13 protein-coding genes are annotated in these 16536 nt (G+C 54.5%); 9 read left to right on the forward strand and 4 right to left on the reverse strand.

Annotated features, from left to right (window positions below; translation table 11 throughout):
• The first annotated feature begins 16 nt into the window (after positions 1-16).
• Positions 17-151 (forward strand): hypothetical protein, encoded by a 135-nt coding sequence (locus SK3146_RS35040; RefSeq protein ID WP_259618233.1) that lies wholly within the window; start codon positions 17-19, stop codon positions 149-151.
• Positions 152-196: 45 nt separating this feature from the next.
• Here the strand turns inward: SK3146_RS35040 and SK3146_RS22970 are convergent, their stop codons facing one another.
• The gene (locus SK3146_RS22970) at positions 197-946 is read right to left on the reverse strand and encodes a metallophosphoesterase family protein (RefSeq protein WP_249860964.1); all 750 of its coding nucleotides are present in this window, start codon (positions 944-946) and stop codon (positions 197-199) included.
• A 249-nt stretch (positions 947-1195) separates the two neighbouring features.
• On the opposite strand from SK3146_RS22970, the gene SK3146_RS22975 reads away from it, so the two are divergent.
• Entirely contained in the window at positions 1196-1954 is a 759-nt protein-coding gene (locus SK3146_RS22975) for a hypothetical protein (protein WP_249860965.1), read from the forward strand.
• A gap of 598 nt (positions 1955-2552) precedes the next feature.
• The gene (locus tag SK3146_RS22980; protein ID WP_249860966.1) at positions 2553-3419 is read left to right on the forward strand and encodes an AraC family transcriptional regulator; all 867 of its coding nucleotides are present in this window, start codon (positions 2553-2555) and stop codon (positions 3417-3419) included.
• A gap of 210 nt (positions 3420-3629) precedes the next feature.
• On the opposite strand, the gene SK3146_RS22985 is transcribed toward SK3146_RS22980, so the two are convergent.
• Complete coding sequence (locus SK3146_RS22985; protein ID WP_249860967.1) at positions 3630-4496, reverse strand: AraC family transcriptional regulator; 867 nt, start codon at positions 4494-4496, stop codon at positions 3630-3632.
• A gap of 259 nt (positions 4497-4755) precedes the next feature.
• On the opposite strand from SK3146_RS22985, the gene SK3146_RS22990 reads away from it, so the two are divergent.
• Both SK3146_RS22990 and SK3146_RS22995 read left to right on the forward strand, forming a co-directional pair.
• The gene (locus SK3146_RS22990; protein ID WP_434006813.1) at positions 4756-7230 is read left to right on the forward strand and encodes a glycoside hydrolase family 2 protein; all 2475 of its coding nucleotides are present in this window, start codon (positions 4756-4758) and stop codon (positions 7228-7230) included.
• Positions 7231-7319: 89 nt separating this feature from the next.
• Entirely contained in the window at positions 7320-8474 is a 1155-nt protein-coding gene (locus SK3146_RS22995; protein ID WP_249860969.1) for a glycoside hydrolase family 88 protein, read from the forward strand.
• Positions 8475-8616: 142 nt separating this feature from the next.
• Here SK3146_RS22995 and SK3146_RS23000 read toward each other — a convergent pair whose 3' ends face one another.
• Positions 8617-9366 carry a helix-turn-helix transcriptional regulator gene (locus SK3146_RS23000; protein WP_249860970.1) on the reverse strand — a complete coding sequence of 250 codons (750 nt, stop codon included), beginning with the start codon at positions 9364-9366 and terminating at the stop codon, positions 8617-8619.
• A gap of 151 nt (positions 9367-9517) precedes the next feature.
• On the opposite strand from SK3146_RS23000, the gene SK3146_RS23005 reads away from it, so the two are divergent.
• The 4 genes from SK3146_RS23005 to SK3146_RS23020 are packed head-to-tail and all read left to right on the forward strand — an operon-like array spanning position 9518 to position 13973.
• Positions 9518-10501, forward strand: coding sequence for a hydroxyacid dehydrogenase (locus tag SK3146_RS23005; RefSeq protein WP_249860971.1), 984 nt, complete (start codon positions 9518-9520; stop codon positions 10499-10501).
• Positions 10502-10526: 25 nt separating this feature from the next.
• The gene (locus tag SK3146_RS23010) at positions 10527-11381 is read left to right on the forward strand and encodes a sugar phosphate isomerase/epimerase family protein (protein WP_249860972.1); all 855 of its coding nucleotides are present in this window, start codon (positions 10527-10529) and stop codon (positions 11379-11381) included.
• On the forward strand, positions 11368-12765 hold the full coding sequence (locus tag SK3146_RS23015) for an enolase C-terminal domain-like protein (protein ID WP_249860973.1): 1398 nt from the start codon (positions 11368-11370) through the stop codon (positions 12763-12765). The genes SK3146_RS23010 and SK3146_RS23015 overlap by 14 nt, the downstream gene beginning before the upstream one ends.
• A 23-nt stretch (positions 12766-12788) precedes the next feature.
• Positions 12789-13973: a Gfo/Idh/MocA family protein gene (locus SK3146_RS23020; protein ID WP_249860974.1), complete on the forward strand. Its 1185-nt coding sequence runs from the start codon at positions 12789-12791 to the stop codon at positions 13971-13973.
• 314 nt (positions 13974-14287) lie between these two features.
• Here the strand turns inward: SK3146_RS23020 and SK3146_RS23025 are convergent, their stop codons facing one another.
• Positions 14288-16324 (reverse strand): penicillin-binding transpeptidase domain-containing protein, encoded by a 2037-nt coding sequence (locus tag SK3146_RS23025; RefSeq protein WP_249860975.1) that lies wholly within the window; start codon positions 16322-16324, stop codon positions 14288-14290.
• Between the last annotated feature and the right edge of the window lie 212 nt (positions 16325-16536).

Consider the following 16536-nt stretch of genomic DNA (forward strand, 5'->3'; position numbering starts at 1 on the left):
CAGGGGGCGTTGCGACATGAACGTCCCCATTGCCGCTCAGGCGCTGCCCATGATGGGGCAAGCAGCATTTGTGCCCGGCTCGCAGTATCCGGCGGGAAGGCCGCTTGCGCCGCCTGCGCGGAGCGTTGGCGAGCTTGGGCATCGCCGCTGACAGACGGCGCGGTCCGCGCGGCTACGCCCGCCCGCGAGCCTGCCGTCAGACCGGCTGCTTGAACGAGTACGCGAACCTGGCGGTCCGCACGGCCCGCTCGAACAGATCCGTATCCGGCATGGAGCGTTCCTTGGCGATCCGGATTACCCGCTCTATATCGTATTCGATTCTGCGGATTTGCACCGCCGTCTGTCCTTGGGCGATATCGACGATCGCGTAGCTTGCCCGGGCATCGCCGTCGAACGGGAGGCCGACGCTGCCGCAGTTGACGATTTGCCGGCCGAAGGCGTTGCGAGTGTAGGCATGATGGATATGGCCGTAAAGCACCATCTTGGTGGAAGAGTCCGTATGCAGGGAATCAAGCTCCTCCTCGAGCGACCACGGCCAGGTGATTTTGCCCAGGGAATCGGGCGCGGCATGATACAGCTCCGCTTGAAAGTCTCCTTCCCGAAATAGGTGCTTGACCGGCAGGCAGCCGAGATACCGCTGCTGCTCCTCCGAAAGCAGCTGCTTGTTGTATAGAAGCTGTCTTAAGTTCATCCGCTCTTTCTCGGTCTTCGGAATCCATTGCGCCGCGTCGGGATACTTGGCGAAATAATGATCGTGGTTGCCCTTTATGACCGCAAGCGGATTCAAGGAGTCCAGCAATTCCAGGCATTCGGCCGGCTGCGGGCCGCGCATGACCAGGTCGCCGAGAAAGACGACGGCATCCGGGCTTTGCCGGCGCAAGTCGCGAATGACCGCTTCGAAAGCGACGGCGTTTCCGTGAGTGTCAGAGATGACGGCAAGGCGCATAGGCGGCTACATCCTTTACTTAATGAGGTAAAATTTTCATATAATAACTGAAAATAGTATAGCGAATGTTTGTTCCCGTTGCAAGCGGATTTATATCGACCGTAATTGCGTCGGTGTGCATGGAATTATTTTCCTGACGGCGCATGCCTGCTAAAATAACAGCGCCAGATAGGAGAGTAGCCCGCTTCCGTCGAAATAGATAATGGAATGATGCTTGGAAAAATTGAATCTGCCTATAGGAGAGTCGCCTTGCAAAAGCTGGAATCATTGTTATTGGATATTGCCGCGAAGTTCTTTCAAGGACTTATGCTCATTGCCGCCGCAGCGGCAAGCTACGGCTTACTGGTCGACGGGAGGGCTCATTCGGCGCTCGTCGCCTTGCTGGGGCTTAAACGGTCGGCGGCAGGGGAAGGATGGCTGGCGGCGCCGGAAGCCGGGAGCGACCCGGTATGGCGGGTTTGCGCAGCCGTCGCCGTTAGTATCGCCATATGCTGCCTGGTCGGCTTGCTGCTCTCGCCGCTTGCCAAATGGATGTTCCGCCGCGGTCCTTTCCGCAGAAGCCGTCCGTTATGCTACAAAGAAAACATCCGGCTGATCGAACGGGTTAAGGAAAAGCTGCAAACCGAGTACGAGGTCGTCACGACGGAGATCAGGCATAAGATGGGCTGGGTTCCCTATTATAGATGGGCGGCCCACCTGGCCTCGACCCAAGGTTGGAGAACGCCGCTGCATCAGTACAAGCTGCGGTGCCGGATGTACGGCTCCTTGACGTGCGTCTTTACAATCGCCGTATGCTGGGTCCTTGCGCTGCAGGCCGTCAGTCTGATCTTGCAGCTGCTGAACGGCTGGAGCGTGAACTGGCTGCCGTTCGCCTTGCTGCTCGCCGTCTTTCTTGCCGCCGCTTGCGTATCCAAAAGGGCTTACGAGGATTACTACGTGCGCACGGGCAATGAAGCGATGATGATTCTGCATACGTTCTTTGCGCCGCATAAGGAAACGAACCGTTAAACCCGCGGTTACGAACGGGCACGCCTCATCACGGATCGGAAGCGAAAGGACTTTGAGCACGCGGCAGGCGAAGCGCTCAAAGTCTTTTTTTCTAATTGTTGTCGCATTGGACAAGGGTGCATTTTTCCGACCGGTGGTTGTGAAAATCTGCAATTCGTTACCATATGATGGTGAGATTGTTTGGCTAGGCTGCGTTACGGGGTCATTGATACAAACATCTTCGAAATATATTGCATCGAAGTTCTTAGTATATACATATTCGATTCCTCCAACGCCTTGAATGGAATCCACTATATCCTCGGCTTCAGGAACTACACCACTTTCTCCGACAACATCGGCTTTGAAGATCGTCCCTGCGAAAAGTGGCCGGAGAATCGATAGCGAGTTGGATCGGCGTAAGCAATCGCCCTTGTCCCCAAGGGACAACAGTAATCGGAAGATGCTTTCGCATGCGCAGTCGGTGTTGTTCACCGCGCTTATAAGCTTCCGCTCAAAAATTACTTGCCGCTTACATAGGCAAACGGCCGCATACGATGTATGATAGTAGACAAAACATTTGCACAATCCTAAGGCATTATCGGCCGGACAGGAGGAGGACATGGAGCAGGACAAGCTGCAGCTGCAGCTGCTGCGCAGCTATTTGGACAATACGCAAATTACGCTGCAAATGGCGCATTATACGAAGGTCGGGGCGAACTGGCGAGTAACGAATATGATGACGGACGTGAACCGGTTTTATTTTATCCGCGAGGGAGGCGGCTGGATTCATATCCGCGGCAAGGACTACAATCCGAAGGCGGGGGAGCTGTATTTGCTGCCGGCGGGCATGAAGCTGTCTTATGCGCCGGACAATGCCGATCCGCTCGGCAAATACTGGTGCCACTTCTCCGCTACCGTTGGGGACGTCAACCTGTTTCAAATGCTGGATCTGCCGCATTGCATCCAGGTGCGGGACGAAGCGCGGCTGGAGAAGCAGTTTCAGCGGCTGCTGGAGCTGCATGCGAGCCCGTCGGTGTCCGCGCCGCTGAGGATCAAGGCGGTGCTGTTCGAAATGATCTCGGAATATATCGAGCAGTCGGAGTCTGAGCTTCATTTGGCCGCAACCTCGAGCACCTCCAAGATCAACATCGTGCTTTCTTATATCGAGCGGCATCTGGCCGAGCCGATCTCAGTAGAGGAGCTGGCGAAGCTGATCCACTTTCACCCGAACTACTTTATGCATTATTTCAAATCGATGATGGGTTTGTCGCCGATCGTTTATATTAACAAGAAGCGTCTGGAGAAAGCGCGCCGGATGCTGGCGACGACCGACTTGTCCGTCTCGGCGATCGCCGAGGAGATCGGCCTGGAGCTGTATTATTTTTCGCGGATTTTCAAAAAACAGTCCGGCCTGTCGCCGTCCGAATACCGCAAAGCGTCCGGCAAGGCGCTGATCGAGGACGATGAAATGCTGGGTGATCTGTAGTCTGCCCTGCCGATGAACCAGGCGGTAGAGCCGCGCGGGGCGACGACGAAGCTAATCGGGGCTTTGGAAAATAAAGCAATTCAATCCAGGCGCCCGATTAGGAGCAGGAGCCGCGTCAGCGACCGTTTTATGCCGCCGTCAGCAGCAAGCGGGAGCCTCTGCAGATCGTAAGCCGCGCCTAACATTCCCGCATCCGCAATAGTGGGCGATTCACTGGCCTGCCGAAGAACGTTTATAGCGGTAGGGGGTCAGCCCGACATGCTTTTTAAATAATTGGCAAAAATACGGGAAATTGCTCAGCCCGATGGAGCGGCCGACTTCCTGGACGGTCTGGTCGCTTGTACGAAGCAGCCAGCATGCCTGGCGGATGCGCCGCGCCGTCAAATATTCGGTAATGCTCGTGCCGGCCGACTGGCGGAACATGGCCGATACGTGGTTCGGCGACAAATGAACGGCTTTGGCCAGCTCCTCCAAATGGAACTCCTCCATGTAATGCTCCTCGATCCATTCCATCACCTGCTCCGCTCCGGTCGATTTTTGCTTGACGGGCAGAGGGGCCTGCTCCTCCGCGGCGGCATGCCGCTTCAGCTCGTGCATGAGCGCGACGAGAAACAGCATCTGCTCCTCCAGCAGCAGATCGGGCGGCGCTTCCGCAAGCCGCTGGCGATAATCCGACAGCAGATGCGCCATTCGTTCTTGCGGGAGCCCGGAAAATACCGGGTTGCCGACAGGCTCTTTCCACAGCCGGTGAAAAAAAGCCTGCAGCGAAGCGAACGGAGCGAGGAAGCGCTCCAGCTCGGTCGGCTCGAATACGAACAAGGAACGAATATAGGGGGCGTCGGGTCCGAGCTTCATCTGAATCCGGTGCAGCTGAAACGGACGGAAATAAACGAGACTTCCCGGAGCCAGCTTCCGGATCTGCTGATTGACGAGAACGCTTCCATGGCCTTCATGCACATACAGCATTTCCATCCCTTGATGGGCGTGGAAAATTTCGACGAACTCGTGCGTGCGATCTCTGGCAAACGAAAGCTGAACCGGATGCTGATTCAAATTCATATAATTCATGATTTTCATCGGTGCGCTCACCTCGGGTCGGATCAATCGTAATATAACAACATTTTATCATAAACGCGCCAAACAATGGACCGGCTTTTTTTGTTAAGCTTACGGTAGCGGCCGGCGGAGCCGTTAGTTGACGGTTTCGGAAGCCGGACGACGAGACATTCGCCCGGGACCAAAGCGAGCGGCTGCGGCCGCTGCATGACTCTTCGGAGCCTTGTCATAAGACGAGCATAGAGCAACTTTTACTTCATACGGTTGGAGCGTGAATAGATTGATTAAGATCAGATTGACCGGACAGTGGGAGCATCACCGGGGAAGCCTCGGCGGGCCATGGGAAGTGTGGCGCCAGGATAAGCTGCAAAACCATTACAATGTGCCGTGGCATGCCGTAGAGCTGCCGCATACGTACAACGGGCTGGACGTGCTGGACCCGGACGGCAAATATTATCAGGGGCAAGGCTGGTACAGAACGAAGCTGCAGGCGGACAATCCTTATCCGCAGGGCAGAACGCTGCTTCACTTCGAAGGAGCGGGCCAGCGCACGGACGTCTACGTGTATACGAACAAGGTCGGCTCTCACTTGGGCGGCTATGACGAATTTACGGTGGATATTACAGAGGCGGCCGCCGAAGCGCGCGGCATCGAACGTTATCAAGGGCTGATCCCTGTAGCGGTAGCATGCGATAACAGCCGCGAGCTGGAGACGATTCCGTCCGACGCGAGCGACTTCAATCTGTACGGCGGGATTTACCGTTATTTGAACTTGGTTTATGTGCCGGCCGTATCGCTGGAGCGGGTGCATGTAGAACCGAAGTTGTCTGATGATCATAGCAGCTGCCGCGTTGCGGTTCGCGCTGTACTCTATAACCCGGAAAACTTGCAGGATGAAGTTACTTTGAAAGTCGTCATCCGTAATCGTGAAGGCCAAGAGCTGGCACAATTCCAGCTTCGTGAGAAGCCTTGGACGGGAATGAAAGAGCTTGCCGTAACGGAGCTGGCGAATCCGACGCTGTGGACAACGGACGAGCCTTACTTGTATAGCTGCGAGGTTGTGTTGGAAAGCGCATATGGCCGCACGGAGCAGGTGGAGCGTTTTGGCGCACGCAGCTTCGAATTCGTGAAGAGCGGGCCGTTCAAGCTGAACGGCGAGCGCCTGCTGCTGCGCGGCACGCATCGCCACGAGGATCATGCCGGTGTCGGGCCGGCGATGACCGAGGAGATGATCCGCACGGAAATGCAGCTGATCAAGGATATGGGCGCGAACTTCATCCGTCTCGGCCATTATCAGCAATCGCGGATCGTACTCGACTTGTGCGACGAGCTCGGCATCCTCGTGTGGGAAGAGATTCCTTGGTGCCGCGGAGGTCTCGGCGGAGAGCAGTACAAGCAGCAGTGCCGCGACATGCTGACTGCAATGATTGAGCAGCATTACAACCATCCTTCGGTCATTTTGTGGGGACTTGGCAACGAGAACGACTGGGAATGCGACTTCGACTATTTTGATCAGGAAGAGATCCGCAAGTTTATGAAGGAGCTGCACGAGCTGTCCCACAAGCTCGACCCGAGCCGGCTTACGGCGATTCGCCGCTGCGAGTTTTGCAAGGACATTATCGACGTGTACTCGCCTTCGATTTGGGCAGGCTGGTACCGCGGGATTTATACGGATTACGAAGAAAGCAGCCGTCAAGCGTTCGAGAATGTCGATTCCTTCTTCCATATGGAGTGGGGAGCGGATAACCTGGCAACGCGTCATGTGGAAAAAACGTATACAGGCTTTGAGTTTATTAAAAGCGGCGACGGCGATACCGACGAGCGCGACGGGGATTACTTGTTAACCGGCGGAGAGCCGCGCGTATCGCGCGACGGCGACTGGTCGGAGACCTACTTCTGCGAAATGATCGACTGGTATCTCAAGTCGCAGGAGAAGATGGATTGGCTGACGGGAGCGGCCCAATGGGCGTTCAAGGATTTCGCGACGCCGGTGCGTCCGGACTCGCCGATTCCGTATTTGAACATGAAAGGCATTATCGAGCGCGACTTCACGAAAAAAGAAGCCTACTACGTCTACCAATCGTACTGGACCACTAAGCCGATGGCCCGCATCTACGGCCATACGATGCCGGTGCGCTGGGGAGCGGAAGGCGAGCTGAAATCGTTCAAGGTCTACTCGAACTGTACGGAAGCCGAGCTGTTCTTAAACGGCGTGAGCCTCGGCGTGAAGCGGCGCGATTCGCAAAACTTCCCGGCGGCAGGCTTGCGCTGGGAAAGCGCTCTGAAGCCGGGAATGAATCAGGTGAAAGTCGTAGCGACCAAAGACGGTGTGACCGTGACCGACGAGCTATCGTTTGAATATCAAACAGAAGCATGGGGTCAGCCGGCCGAGCTGAAGCTGAACTCCAAGAAGCAGGAAGACGGCAATATCCTTGTTGAAGCAGTAGCCTATGACGCGAGTGGCGTTCGCTGCCTCGACGCGCTGAACTTCGTTCGTTTCGGGGTAACCGGCGACGGCAAGCTGATCGACCGTCAAGGTACGGTGCGCGGCTCCAGCCTCATTCAGCTGACGAACGGACGCGCCCGCATCGTGATTGATCCTGTAGGCGGAGCAGCTGCCAGCGTGCCGGTGACCGGATTCGTATCGGCAGGCGGTCCGGCGGCGAGCTTGGCTGCAAGCGGAACGAAGCATGAACCGGTTTCTATCGTAAGCGTAGCAAGCGCCGGCTTGCCGACCGCATTCTTAACGATCTAAAGTGATTGACGCAGGGTGCGCTTGAGGCCCATCCTGCTTCCTATAAGCTTCATTCGTTTTCAAAGCCACTCTATAGGAGGAGTTATCAAATGACAACATTGGATACGAGCAAGTTGAAGCAAGCCTCGAATTTGCAAGAAGCGCTGCCGCAGATTTGGGAAGCATTGCAGCAAAAAGTAGACCGTATGATTACCCAATTGGGGGACAAGTCTCCTCACGTAGCGCCAGCTGACACAGGAATTTACGACGATATGCGCCATGACTGGTGGACTTCGGGCTTTTGGCCGGGCATTTTGTGGATTATGCACGAGATGACGGGCAAGGAGCATTACAAAAATGCCGCATGGGTATGGGATGAAAAGTTCGAGCAAAAATCAATCCAGCAAAACAATTTCCACCACGACGTAGGCTTCCAATACTTGCCTACAGCCGTTATTAAATACAAGCTGACAGGCGACGAAGACGGCAAGCGCCGCGGGCTGGCCGCCGCCAATTTCCTGGCGGGGCGCTTCAACATTGCGGGCAACTTCCTGCGCGCGTGGAACCAGGAGAAAATCGGCTGGTCGATCGTCGACTCCTCGATGAACCTGTCGATCCTGTTCTGGGCGGCCGAAGAGCTTAAGGACCCTCGCTTCAGCCATATCGGCAAAGCCCATGCGGATACCGTTGTGAACCATTTTATCCGCGAGGATGGTTCCGTGAACCATATCGTCAGCTTCAACCCGGAGACCGGCGAAGTGATCGAGTCCCTCGGCGGTCAAGGCGCGGGACCTCACTCTTCCTGGAGCCGCGGCGCGGCTTGGGCGCTGCACGGTATGGCTAACACGTATCGCTATACCGGCGATAAGAAATATTTGCGCGCGGCGCAGCGTGTAGCGCACTACTTCTTGTCCATGCTGCCGGAAGACTACGTGGCGCATTGGGATTTCCGCGCGGCGGAAAACTTGGCCGAAGAGCCTCGCGACACCTCGGCTGCATCCTGCGCCGCTTCAGGCTTGCTTGAGCTGGCGGAAGCACTGCCGGGCGTTGAAGGCAAAGCCTACCGCGACGCAGCGGAGCGCATGCTGCTCTCGCTGACGCAAAACTACGGCACTTGGGACCGTCCCGAGCACGAAGCGATTCTGCTCGAAGGCACCGGCAACAAGCCGGCCGGCCAAAACATCAACGTCTCCCTTATCTACGGAGACTACTATTACGTCGAAGCCATCGCCAAGCTGTTTGGCTGGAAAAGCCGCATTTTCTAATCGATTCGGCGGGCGCCGGAACAATAATAATGAAGCAAGCTCCTTCTCGCTGTGTGCGAGCGGGAGCTTTTTTATTTTCGGGGCTCCCCGCAAAGTACCTGAATCCGGCTTCGAAGCCATGGCTTCACTTTGTGGGGGAATGTTAATGAGCCCGATACTGCCGCGGATTCATGCCCGTCATCCGTTTGAAGAACCGCGAAAACGTAAAAATATCCTTAAACCCCAACTCCTCCGTAATATAAGAAATATTGAATTCGCTGTACCGCAGCATTTCCTTGGCTTTTTCCAGCCGAACCCGATCGATGAAGGACTTCAGATTTTCCCCGGTCAGCTGTTTGAACAGCTTGGATACGTGGCTGCGCGTATAAGACAGCCGCTCTGCAATCTCATCCACATTGACCGGCCTTCCGTTTCGCTCTCTCACCATATCCGTAATGGCGCGAACAATCCGGCTAGGCTCATCCTCCGCTCTGCAGAAATCCTCCGATTCGATATACACGAAGAGAGATTCCAGCATCCCTTCCACGAACGTTTTTTCATAAGGTCTTAGGATCGTTCCTGTAATCGTCGCGAGGAGCGATGCCGTAAATTTCTCGGTAAACAATGATTTCGGAATCACGCCTCCCCATGGCTCGGCATGTCGGACGTTCCGTTCGAACTTCAGCGTCACCCAGGCGGCTCCCGGCATGTCATATCTGAATTCATGCCCCTGGTAAGGAGGAATGAGCAGCATATCTCCGGCATTCAGCACCTTGCCGCTCTCTTCAAGCAGCGTATACGCAATATGCCCCCTAGTAACAATCTCCAGCTGCCAGAATGAATGGGAGTGCAAAGAGACCTTCCCGTAATCCTGTTTTTCCCCTTTAAACAAAATAAGCAGATTGGAGTTCATCGAATATTCCTTCCCTCTACCGAATATCTTCCCTTACCATATCAATGATCACACAAAACGACAAGTAATGATTCGATTTTGCCATTCGTCCCTATTTCGCGGGGTGTTACACTAGCTATGTAAAATAATGACGGAGAGGCGTGGGTGGAACATGGCCAAAGTAGGAGTCTTAATGCCGGTTAGTATGCAAAAAGCTATATTTTCGGAAGCGAGCCGCAATGAGCTTGAAGCGGCTGCCCAAGTAAAATGGAATCCGACGGATGTACAGTTTAGCGACGAGGAAGCGGCTGCTTTTTTACAGGATTGCGAAGTATCTATAGGGTCCTGGAGAACGCCTAAGCCTACGAAACCCATCCTGGAGGCATGTCCTTCGCTCAAGCTGTGGGAGCATGCCGCAGGTTCGGTCAAAGGCTTCTTCACCGACGATTTGCGCGGCAGCGATATTATGATCGCATCCTGCGCTCCGGCGATAGGGAAGACGGTAGCCGAGATGGTCCTTGGGGAAATGATCATCGGCTTGCGCCGAATCATTCCGAATGCCCAATCGAACCAAACCGAATTTAGAGCGCCGGTACCCAATAAGCTATATTTGGCGGCATCGACGGTCGGCATCATAGGCGCATCCCAGGTAGGCCGATATTTCCTGCAGCTCGTGCGGCCTTTCGGTCCAAAGGTGCTGCTGTACGATCCGTATATCACGCAGGAAGCCGCGGCAGAGCTTGGGGCGACGAAGGTGGATACGCTGATGGAGCTTTGCGAGCAGTGCGATGCGATCACGATGCATACCCCGATGACGGACAGCACGCGCCGTATGATGGGGGCCGAACAATTCCAGGCGATGAAGGATGATGCGGTCTTTATTAACTCCTCCCGCGGCGGCTGCATTGATGAGCAAGCATTGATTGCGGAGCTGGAAAAAGGGCGTCTGTTCGCTTTTCTCGATGTGTCCGATCCGGAGCCTGCAGAGATGAGCAATCCGATCCGCACGCTGCCTAACTGCATTTATACATCCCATTTGGCCGGTGGGCAAAGCTATCATATCGGCCAGCAGGCGGTTGAAGATGTAAAGGCTTTCTTGAACGGCGCCAAACCGAAAATGGTCGTTACCTGGGATATGCTGGATCGTTTGGCTTAGCCGGCAGAGAGGGGAGGTTGGATCGATGCTGTACACCTTGTTTCCTAAGTTTTTGCAAAGCTATGATGTTAATCGGCTCGCTACGGTTGCCGGAGAGAGCGGCTTCGATGCGGTCGATTTGGTCGTTCGCGAAGGCTATTGGGTTACTCCGGAACGGTTTGCGGAAGAAGCTCCCGCCTTTGTACGGGCCATGCAGCGCAGCAATTTGAAGGTGGAGTTCGCCACAACCGGTTTTTCGCCGGAAATGCTCGCACAGGACGACACCCCTTTGAAAGTCATGTCCGATGCGGGCATCCGCAGCTTTCGCATGTCGTACTTCGCGTATGACGAGCAGGAGCATTTGTTTGCCCAAATGGACAAAGCGCGTGCCTTGATGCATCAAATGGCCGAGCTGTGTTCCAAATACAAGCTCAAGGCGGTGTACCAAATCCATCACGGGGACCGTATGCTCATTCATCATTCCTATGCGGCGCTGTCCCTTGTAGAAGGTTTGCCGTCCGAGTACGTCGGCATTATGCCGGACCCGGGCAATCAATTTCACGAAGGAAATGATAACTGGAGAAGAGCGGTTATGACGCTAGGAAGCTATCTGGCCGGTATGGGAATCAAGGATGCCAAGTACGTGTACAATCCGGAAGGCAGAACGGCTCCGGGCAAAGGCTGGGGCAAGCAGTGGACGCCTTGTCAGGACGGCGTAACGAATTGGCATGCGATCGCGAAGGCGCTGCATGAAGCGAAGTTTCAAGGCGTGCTGAACTTTCAGCCTTTTTATCATAGCAGCAGCTTGGATCTGCTAATTCCTGCGCTGCAGGAAGAGGTGGCCTACATTAGGAACTTGATGAGCGAAGCGGGGAGGCTGGCCGGTCATGAAGCCGTATGATATTACGATAACAGGCTTGCAGTTATATGAACTGCCCGTGCAAACCCGCGTTCCTTTGAAGTTCGGCGCCGAGGTGCTGACGACGGTAACCTGCGCAAGAGTATGCATCCAGACGGAAAATCGGCTAGGCGAACGTGCGGAGGGCTGGGGGGAAACGCCGTTAAGCGTACAATGGGTATGGCCGAGTTCCCTTAGCTACGAAGCGCGCGAGCAAGCCTTGAAGAAGATGTGCCGCCTTATTGCCGAGGATCTGCCCGAGTGGAAGGAGCAGGGCCATCCGTTCGAGCTGGGCGTACGGTATCTGAAGCAGCGTCTTCCAGGGGTGGTCGATGCTTTTAACGCAAGCTCGGGCTTGCCCGAACCTGTGCCGTATTTGGCGGCGCTCGTCTGCTTCTCCTTGTTCGACATTGCGCTTCATGATGCTTACGGGCAAACGAATCGGGTCAACATCTATGAGACCTATAACGGGACCTATATGAACGCGGATTTGTCCGCTTACCTGGAGCCGGCAGCAGGGTCATCGGTCAGCTTCGATGGGGTGTATCCGGAACATTTTTTCTCCATTCCTGAGCAAAAAGAATTGGTCGCATGGCACTTGGTAGGAGGCAAAGACCTGCTGTACCGGCACGAGTTGACCGGCGACGAACGCGACGACGGCTATCCGTACACGCTGGAGGATTGGATTGAACGAGACGGCTTACGATGCTTGAAGGTCAAGCTGACAGGGAATGATCCAAAGTGGGATTACTCTCGGCTAGTGCAGGTCGGAGAAATCGCATTGGCCCGCCAGGTCGTATGGCTGACCGCCGATTTCAATTGTCAGGTGACGGATTGCAGCTATGTGAACGATATTTTAGACCGGTTAATGCAGGAGCATCCGGAGATTTATAAAGCGATTTTGTATATCGAGCAGCCATTCCCTTATGAACTGGAGCAGCATCGGCTTGATGTCCGCAGCGTCAGTGCGCGCAAGCCTTTGTTCATGGACGAAAGCGCCCACGACTGGGAGCTTGTCAAGCTGGGGCGGGAGCTCGGCTGGACCGGCGTTGCGCTCAAAACTTGCAAGACGCAAACAGGCGCATTGCTCAGTCTCTGCTGGGCCAAGGCACATGGCATGACGCTGATGGTGCAGGATTTGACGAATCCGATGCTCGCGCAAATTCCTCATTTACTGTTAGCCTATCATGCAGGTACAATTATGGGAGTGGAAACGAACGGGATGCAATTTTACCCGGAAGCCTCTCATTACGAAGCCCGGTTTCATCCGGGGTTGTATCAGAGAAAGCAAGGTAAAGTACAGCTTGGCAGCCTGACAGGCTACGGATTCGGCTATCATGTCGAGCAAATCGCCAGACCTCTCCCTAAGCCTACTGTATGCTATTAGACAGCGGAAAGGCGGTGCAGCCGATGGAAAAAAAAGCGAAGATCAGCATCGGGATTATTGGCATGGGCAACATGGGCAAGCTTTATTATGAGCAGTTGTCCCATATGGAGCATTGTCAGGTTGTATCCATATGGAGCCAAAAGGAAGAAAAAGTAAATCAGCTCGCCGAGGAATACGGTGTACGGGGCTATACCGATTATATCGCGATGCTCGACGCCGGGAATTTGGATGCGGTTATCGTGGCTACGCCGCATTATCAGCATACGACCGTAACGATCGAGGCGCTGCGCAGACATATTCATGTTCTGGTGGAAAAGCCGATAGCCGCCCATGTGAAGGACGCGGAGCGGATGGCTGCGGTCTATGAGGAGCAAAAGAAGCTCAAGCCCGAGCTCGTATTTGCCGCGATCTATCAGCAGCGCACAACTGCGCAATGGCAGTTTATCAGGCAAGTGGTACAGGAAGGCAAGCTCGGGAAGCTGATGAGGTTTGCCTGGTTTAATACGAACTGGTTCCGTCCGCAGGCCTATTTCAATGTAGGGAACTGGCGGGGCACATGGAAGGGCGAAGGCGGCGGCGTGCTGTTGAACCAGTGCGCGCATAATCTGGATATGATGTGGTGGCTGTTCGGCCTGCCTCAGGCCATTACGGCAACGGCTGCGTTCGGAAAGTACCATCATATCGAGGTTGAGGATGAAGTGCATGCCGTACTGGAGTACCCGGGCGGGCTGATGGGAAGCTTTGTCGCTTCTACGTCGGAATGGCCCGGCACCGACAGGCTGGAAATCGTCGGGGAATACGGCAAGCTCGTGTACGAGGATAAAAAAGTGACGCTGTATCAAAATGCAGAGTCCGCGCTTGACTATATTCAACACGCGAAGCAAGCGTTCGGTACGGTCAAGCATGACGTATCGGAAATGGCCTGGGAAGAAAGCGCCGGACCCGGGCATGAGCGGATTTTGGAGGATTTCCTCCAAGCGATCGCAGACGGGCGAGAGCCGCTGGTTCCCGCGGCAGAAGGATTGCATTCGCTCATGATCATCAACGGCATGGTGCTGTCCTCCATTCGCGAGAGCAAGGTGCGTCTGCCGTTCGACAGCAATGAGTATGATCAGGAGCTGCAAAGGCTGATTCAACATTCTACGTACCGCAAGCCGGAGGCGGATCACGACCAGGTGATGGTGGATGTTAAGGATTCGTTTCGGTGAGGGGAAAAAAGAAGAAACGGCTTTGTTAAGCCGTTGGAATCTGTGGAGAAGGCTGAAAGATTCAGATGGGCTGTGGTGCTCCGGTGAGGTATCCCCTTCCGGCCACTCTTGTTCTCGGGAAATTTTGATTATATTCCGCTTTATAGCGGGTATTTCCCGAGAACAAAGGCGGACGCTATCGCTCCTACAGGGGACACCTCACCTACCACCTTTCGCATTTTTCAGGGGCAACAGGCTTCTCAACAGACAGAAGAAACGGCGGTAGGCGCCGTTTCTTCTTTTTTAATTTTAATGTAGAAGGGTGGAAATTTCGCTCATCTGGAGGTTCTTATATAGGTTTGAAATAAGGATTTGACTTTTTCGCTCAAATAATGACTGCCGCCGCGTTCCTGGACCTGCTCGACCATCAAGGCGAGCAGAAGTTGGGGATTGTCGGTGTTGAAGGCGACGAACCAGCCGTTCTCTTGACCGGAGACGTCTTTTTTCTGCTTCAGCTCGGCGGTGCCGGTTTTACCGGCCAATCGCAAGCCTTTGATCATCGCGGCGTGGCCTGTGCCGGCCGGATTTTCGATGACCTCGACCATTTTGTCGGTTACGGTTTTGACGACGTCGGGACTCAGCAGTCCGCTTTTCCAAGGCTCGGGCTTGGCCGCTTCGCTTAAGAGCAGGGTCGGCTTCAGCATCGTGCCATTGTTCGTAAACACCGTGTATGCGGTGGCGACATGAAGCGAATTCATGACGACCTCTCCTTGACCGTACCCCGAGTCGGCCAATTGAATATCGTTCTTCATCTTCGGCGTATTGGAGAGGGAAGAAGTGTCGAAGGCGAGCGGTAGGGGCATCTGCTCTCCGAAGCCGAACTTGCCTGCGTCCTGCATAAATTTTTGTTCGCCCAGCTCCAGCGCCACTTGAGCGAAATATATATTATCCGAGTAAATCATCGCCTTGGACAAATCGACTTGGCTTTGGGATACGGATACCCGAGATACATAGTAATTGCCCCAGGAGGAGTCCTTCTTCCAGGTTTTCCCGACAATTTCCTTCGCCGCATTCGGGTCCAGCGTGTGCTCCTGCAAAGCAATAGCGGCTGTAATCGGCTTAAACGCCGAGCCTGGGGCGTAAGCCCGGGCAAAACGGTTCAGCAGAGGCTTGTTAGGATCTTCCGTCCATGTTTTCCATTGCTCGGCGGTGACGCCGCTAATGAACAGGTTCGGGTTATACGACGGAGCGCTAACCAGGGCCAATACTTCCCCTGTCATAGGCTGTATGGCCGCACCGGACCCGGAGTCCTTGGCGAGCTGGCGATATAAGTCGGACTGCAGCGCCGAATCGATAGTCAGCTTGATGTCCTCGCCATTTACGGCTTCCCGGCTTGCCAGCGTAGCTTTTTCCTTGCCGTCCGCATCGACGATGTAGATACGCCCGCCGTCCTTGCCCCGAAGCCTGGATTCCAGGGAAAGCTCCAAGCCGGTTTTGCCGATCCAATCATCGGCTCCATACCCTTTATCCTTGTATTTGGCCAGGTCTTCCGCAGTCAGCTTGCCTATGTATCCGACCAGATGGGCGGCCGCTTCCTCCAATGGATAGGAACGCACCTTTTTCGTGCGGTAAGTGACGCCCGGTATCGCCGTGAGCGCCTCAAACCGCTGATCCCCCTTAGGGATGATAGTCACCGGAACGAAATAATCCGGCTTTACCCAAGAGGCATTGAGCAGATTTTGGATGGCTGTCGGGTCGAGCTTCAATAGATCGGCCAGCTTTTGGATCGAAGTATCTGGGGCTTCCGGCAGTTTCTGCGGAATAAGTCCAAGCTCCAGCTTATCTTCATTGACGGCCAGACCGAAGCCCTGCCGATCCAGAATTTCTCCGCGCTCCGCCTTCGTATCCTGTACCCTTACTTTATCCGTGTCACCCAATTTGGGATGAATTAAGGTGGAATTCCATTGAACTCTCCAGTTGGTGTCCTCTTTGACGAGAAGCGCATTCTGATCGTAGGAGATAGGACCAAATGCGCTGTTCATATTGACATGCAGCTGATAGGACTGCTTGTCTTTGATTTTTCGGTTAGGATCTTGTTCTATCGGCTGCCATTGGATGGAGAAATCGTTCATCCCGATGCCGTCATAGATGGATTTGTGGCGGGTTACGAACGCGGTCGCGTCGATTTTTTGTTTGGATTCGGCGGTGAGCCATTCGTACATGGCTTCGTACTGCTGCTGCTGCCAGGCGTTCGCGAACGATTGCATCGCCTCGTCCGGCGTCGGTTCATTGCTTTTGCAGCCCGCCATGGCGACCAAAACGCAGGTGAGCGCAAATAATCGGCCCCATGCCGCGATTCGATTCTTTTTCATTGTTCACCATTCCCTTGCATTTCCGTTGCTATCTTAAAAGGGTGGTGAAAAAGTCCGCTGCGGCGTCCATTTGATCCTCCAATCGCTGTTGAAATCGGATTCTTTGGATTATTTTCTCGTTTTTTTGTGGAGAGAATCCGTTTTCAAAGGCGACCGCTTACGCTTTTCCAGATTCAAATGGCCCCTCCGCTCTTTTTTCACCAGGCTTTTAA

The organism is Paenibacillus konkukensis (genome assembly GCF_023523925.1).
In the GTDB taxonomy this organism is placed as follows: domain Bacteria; phylum Bacillota; class Bacilli; order Paenibacillales; family NBRC-103111; genus Paenibacillus_S; species Paenibacillus_S doosanensis.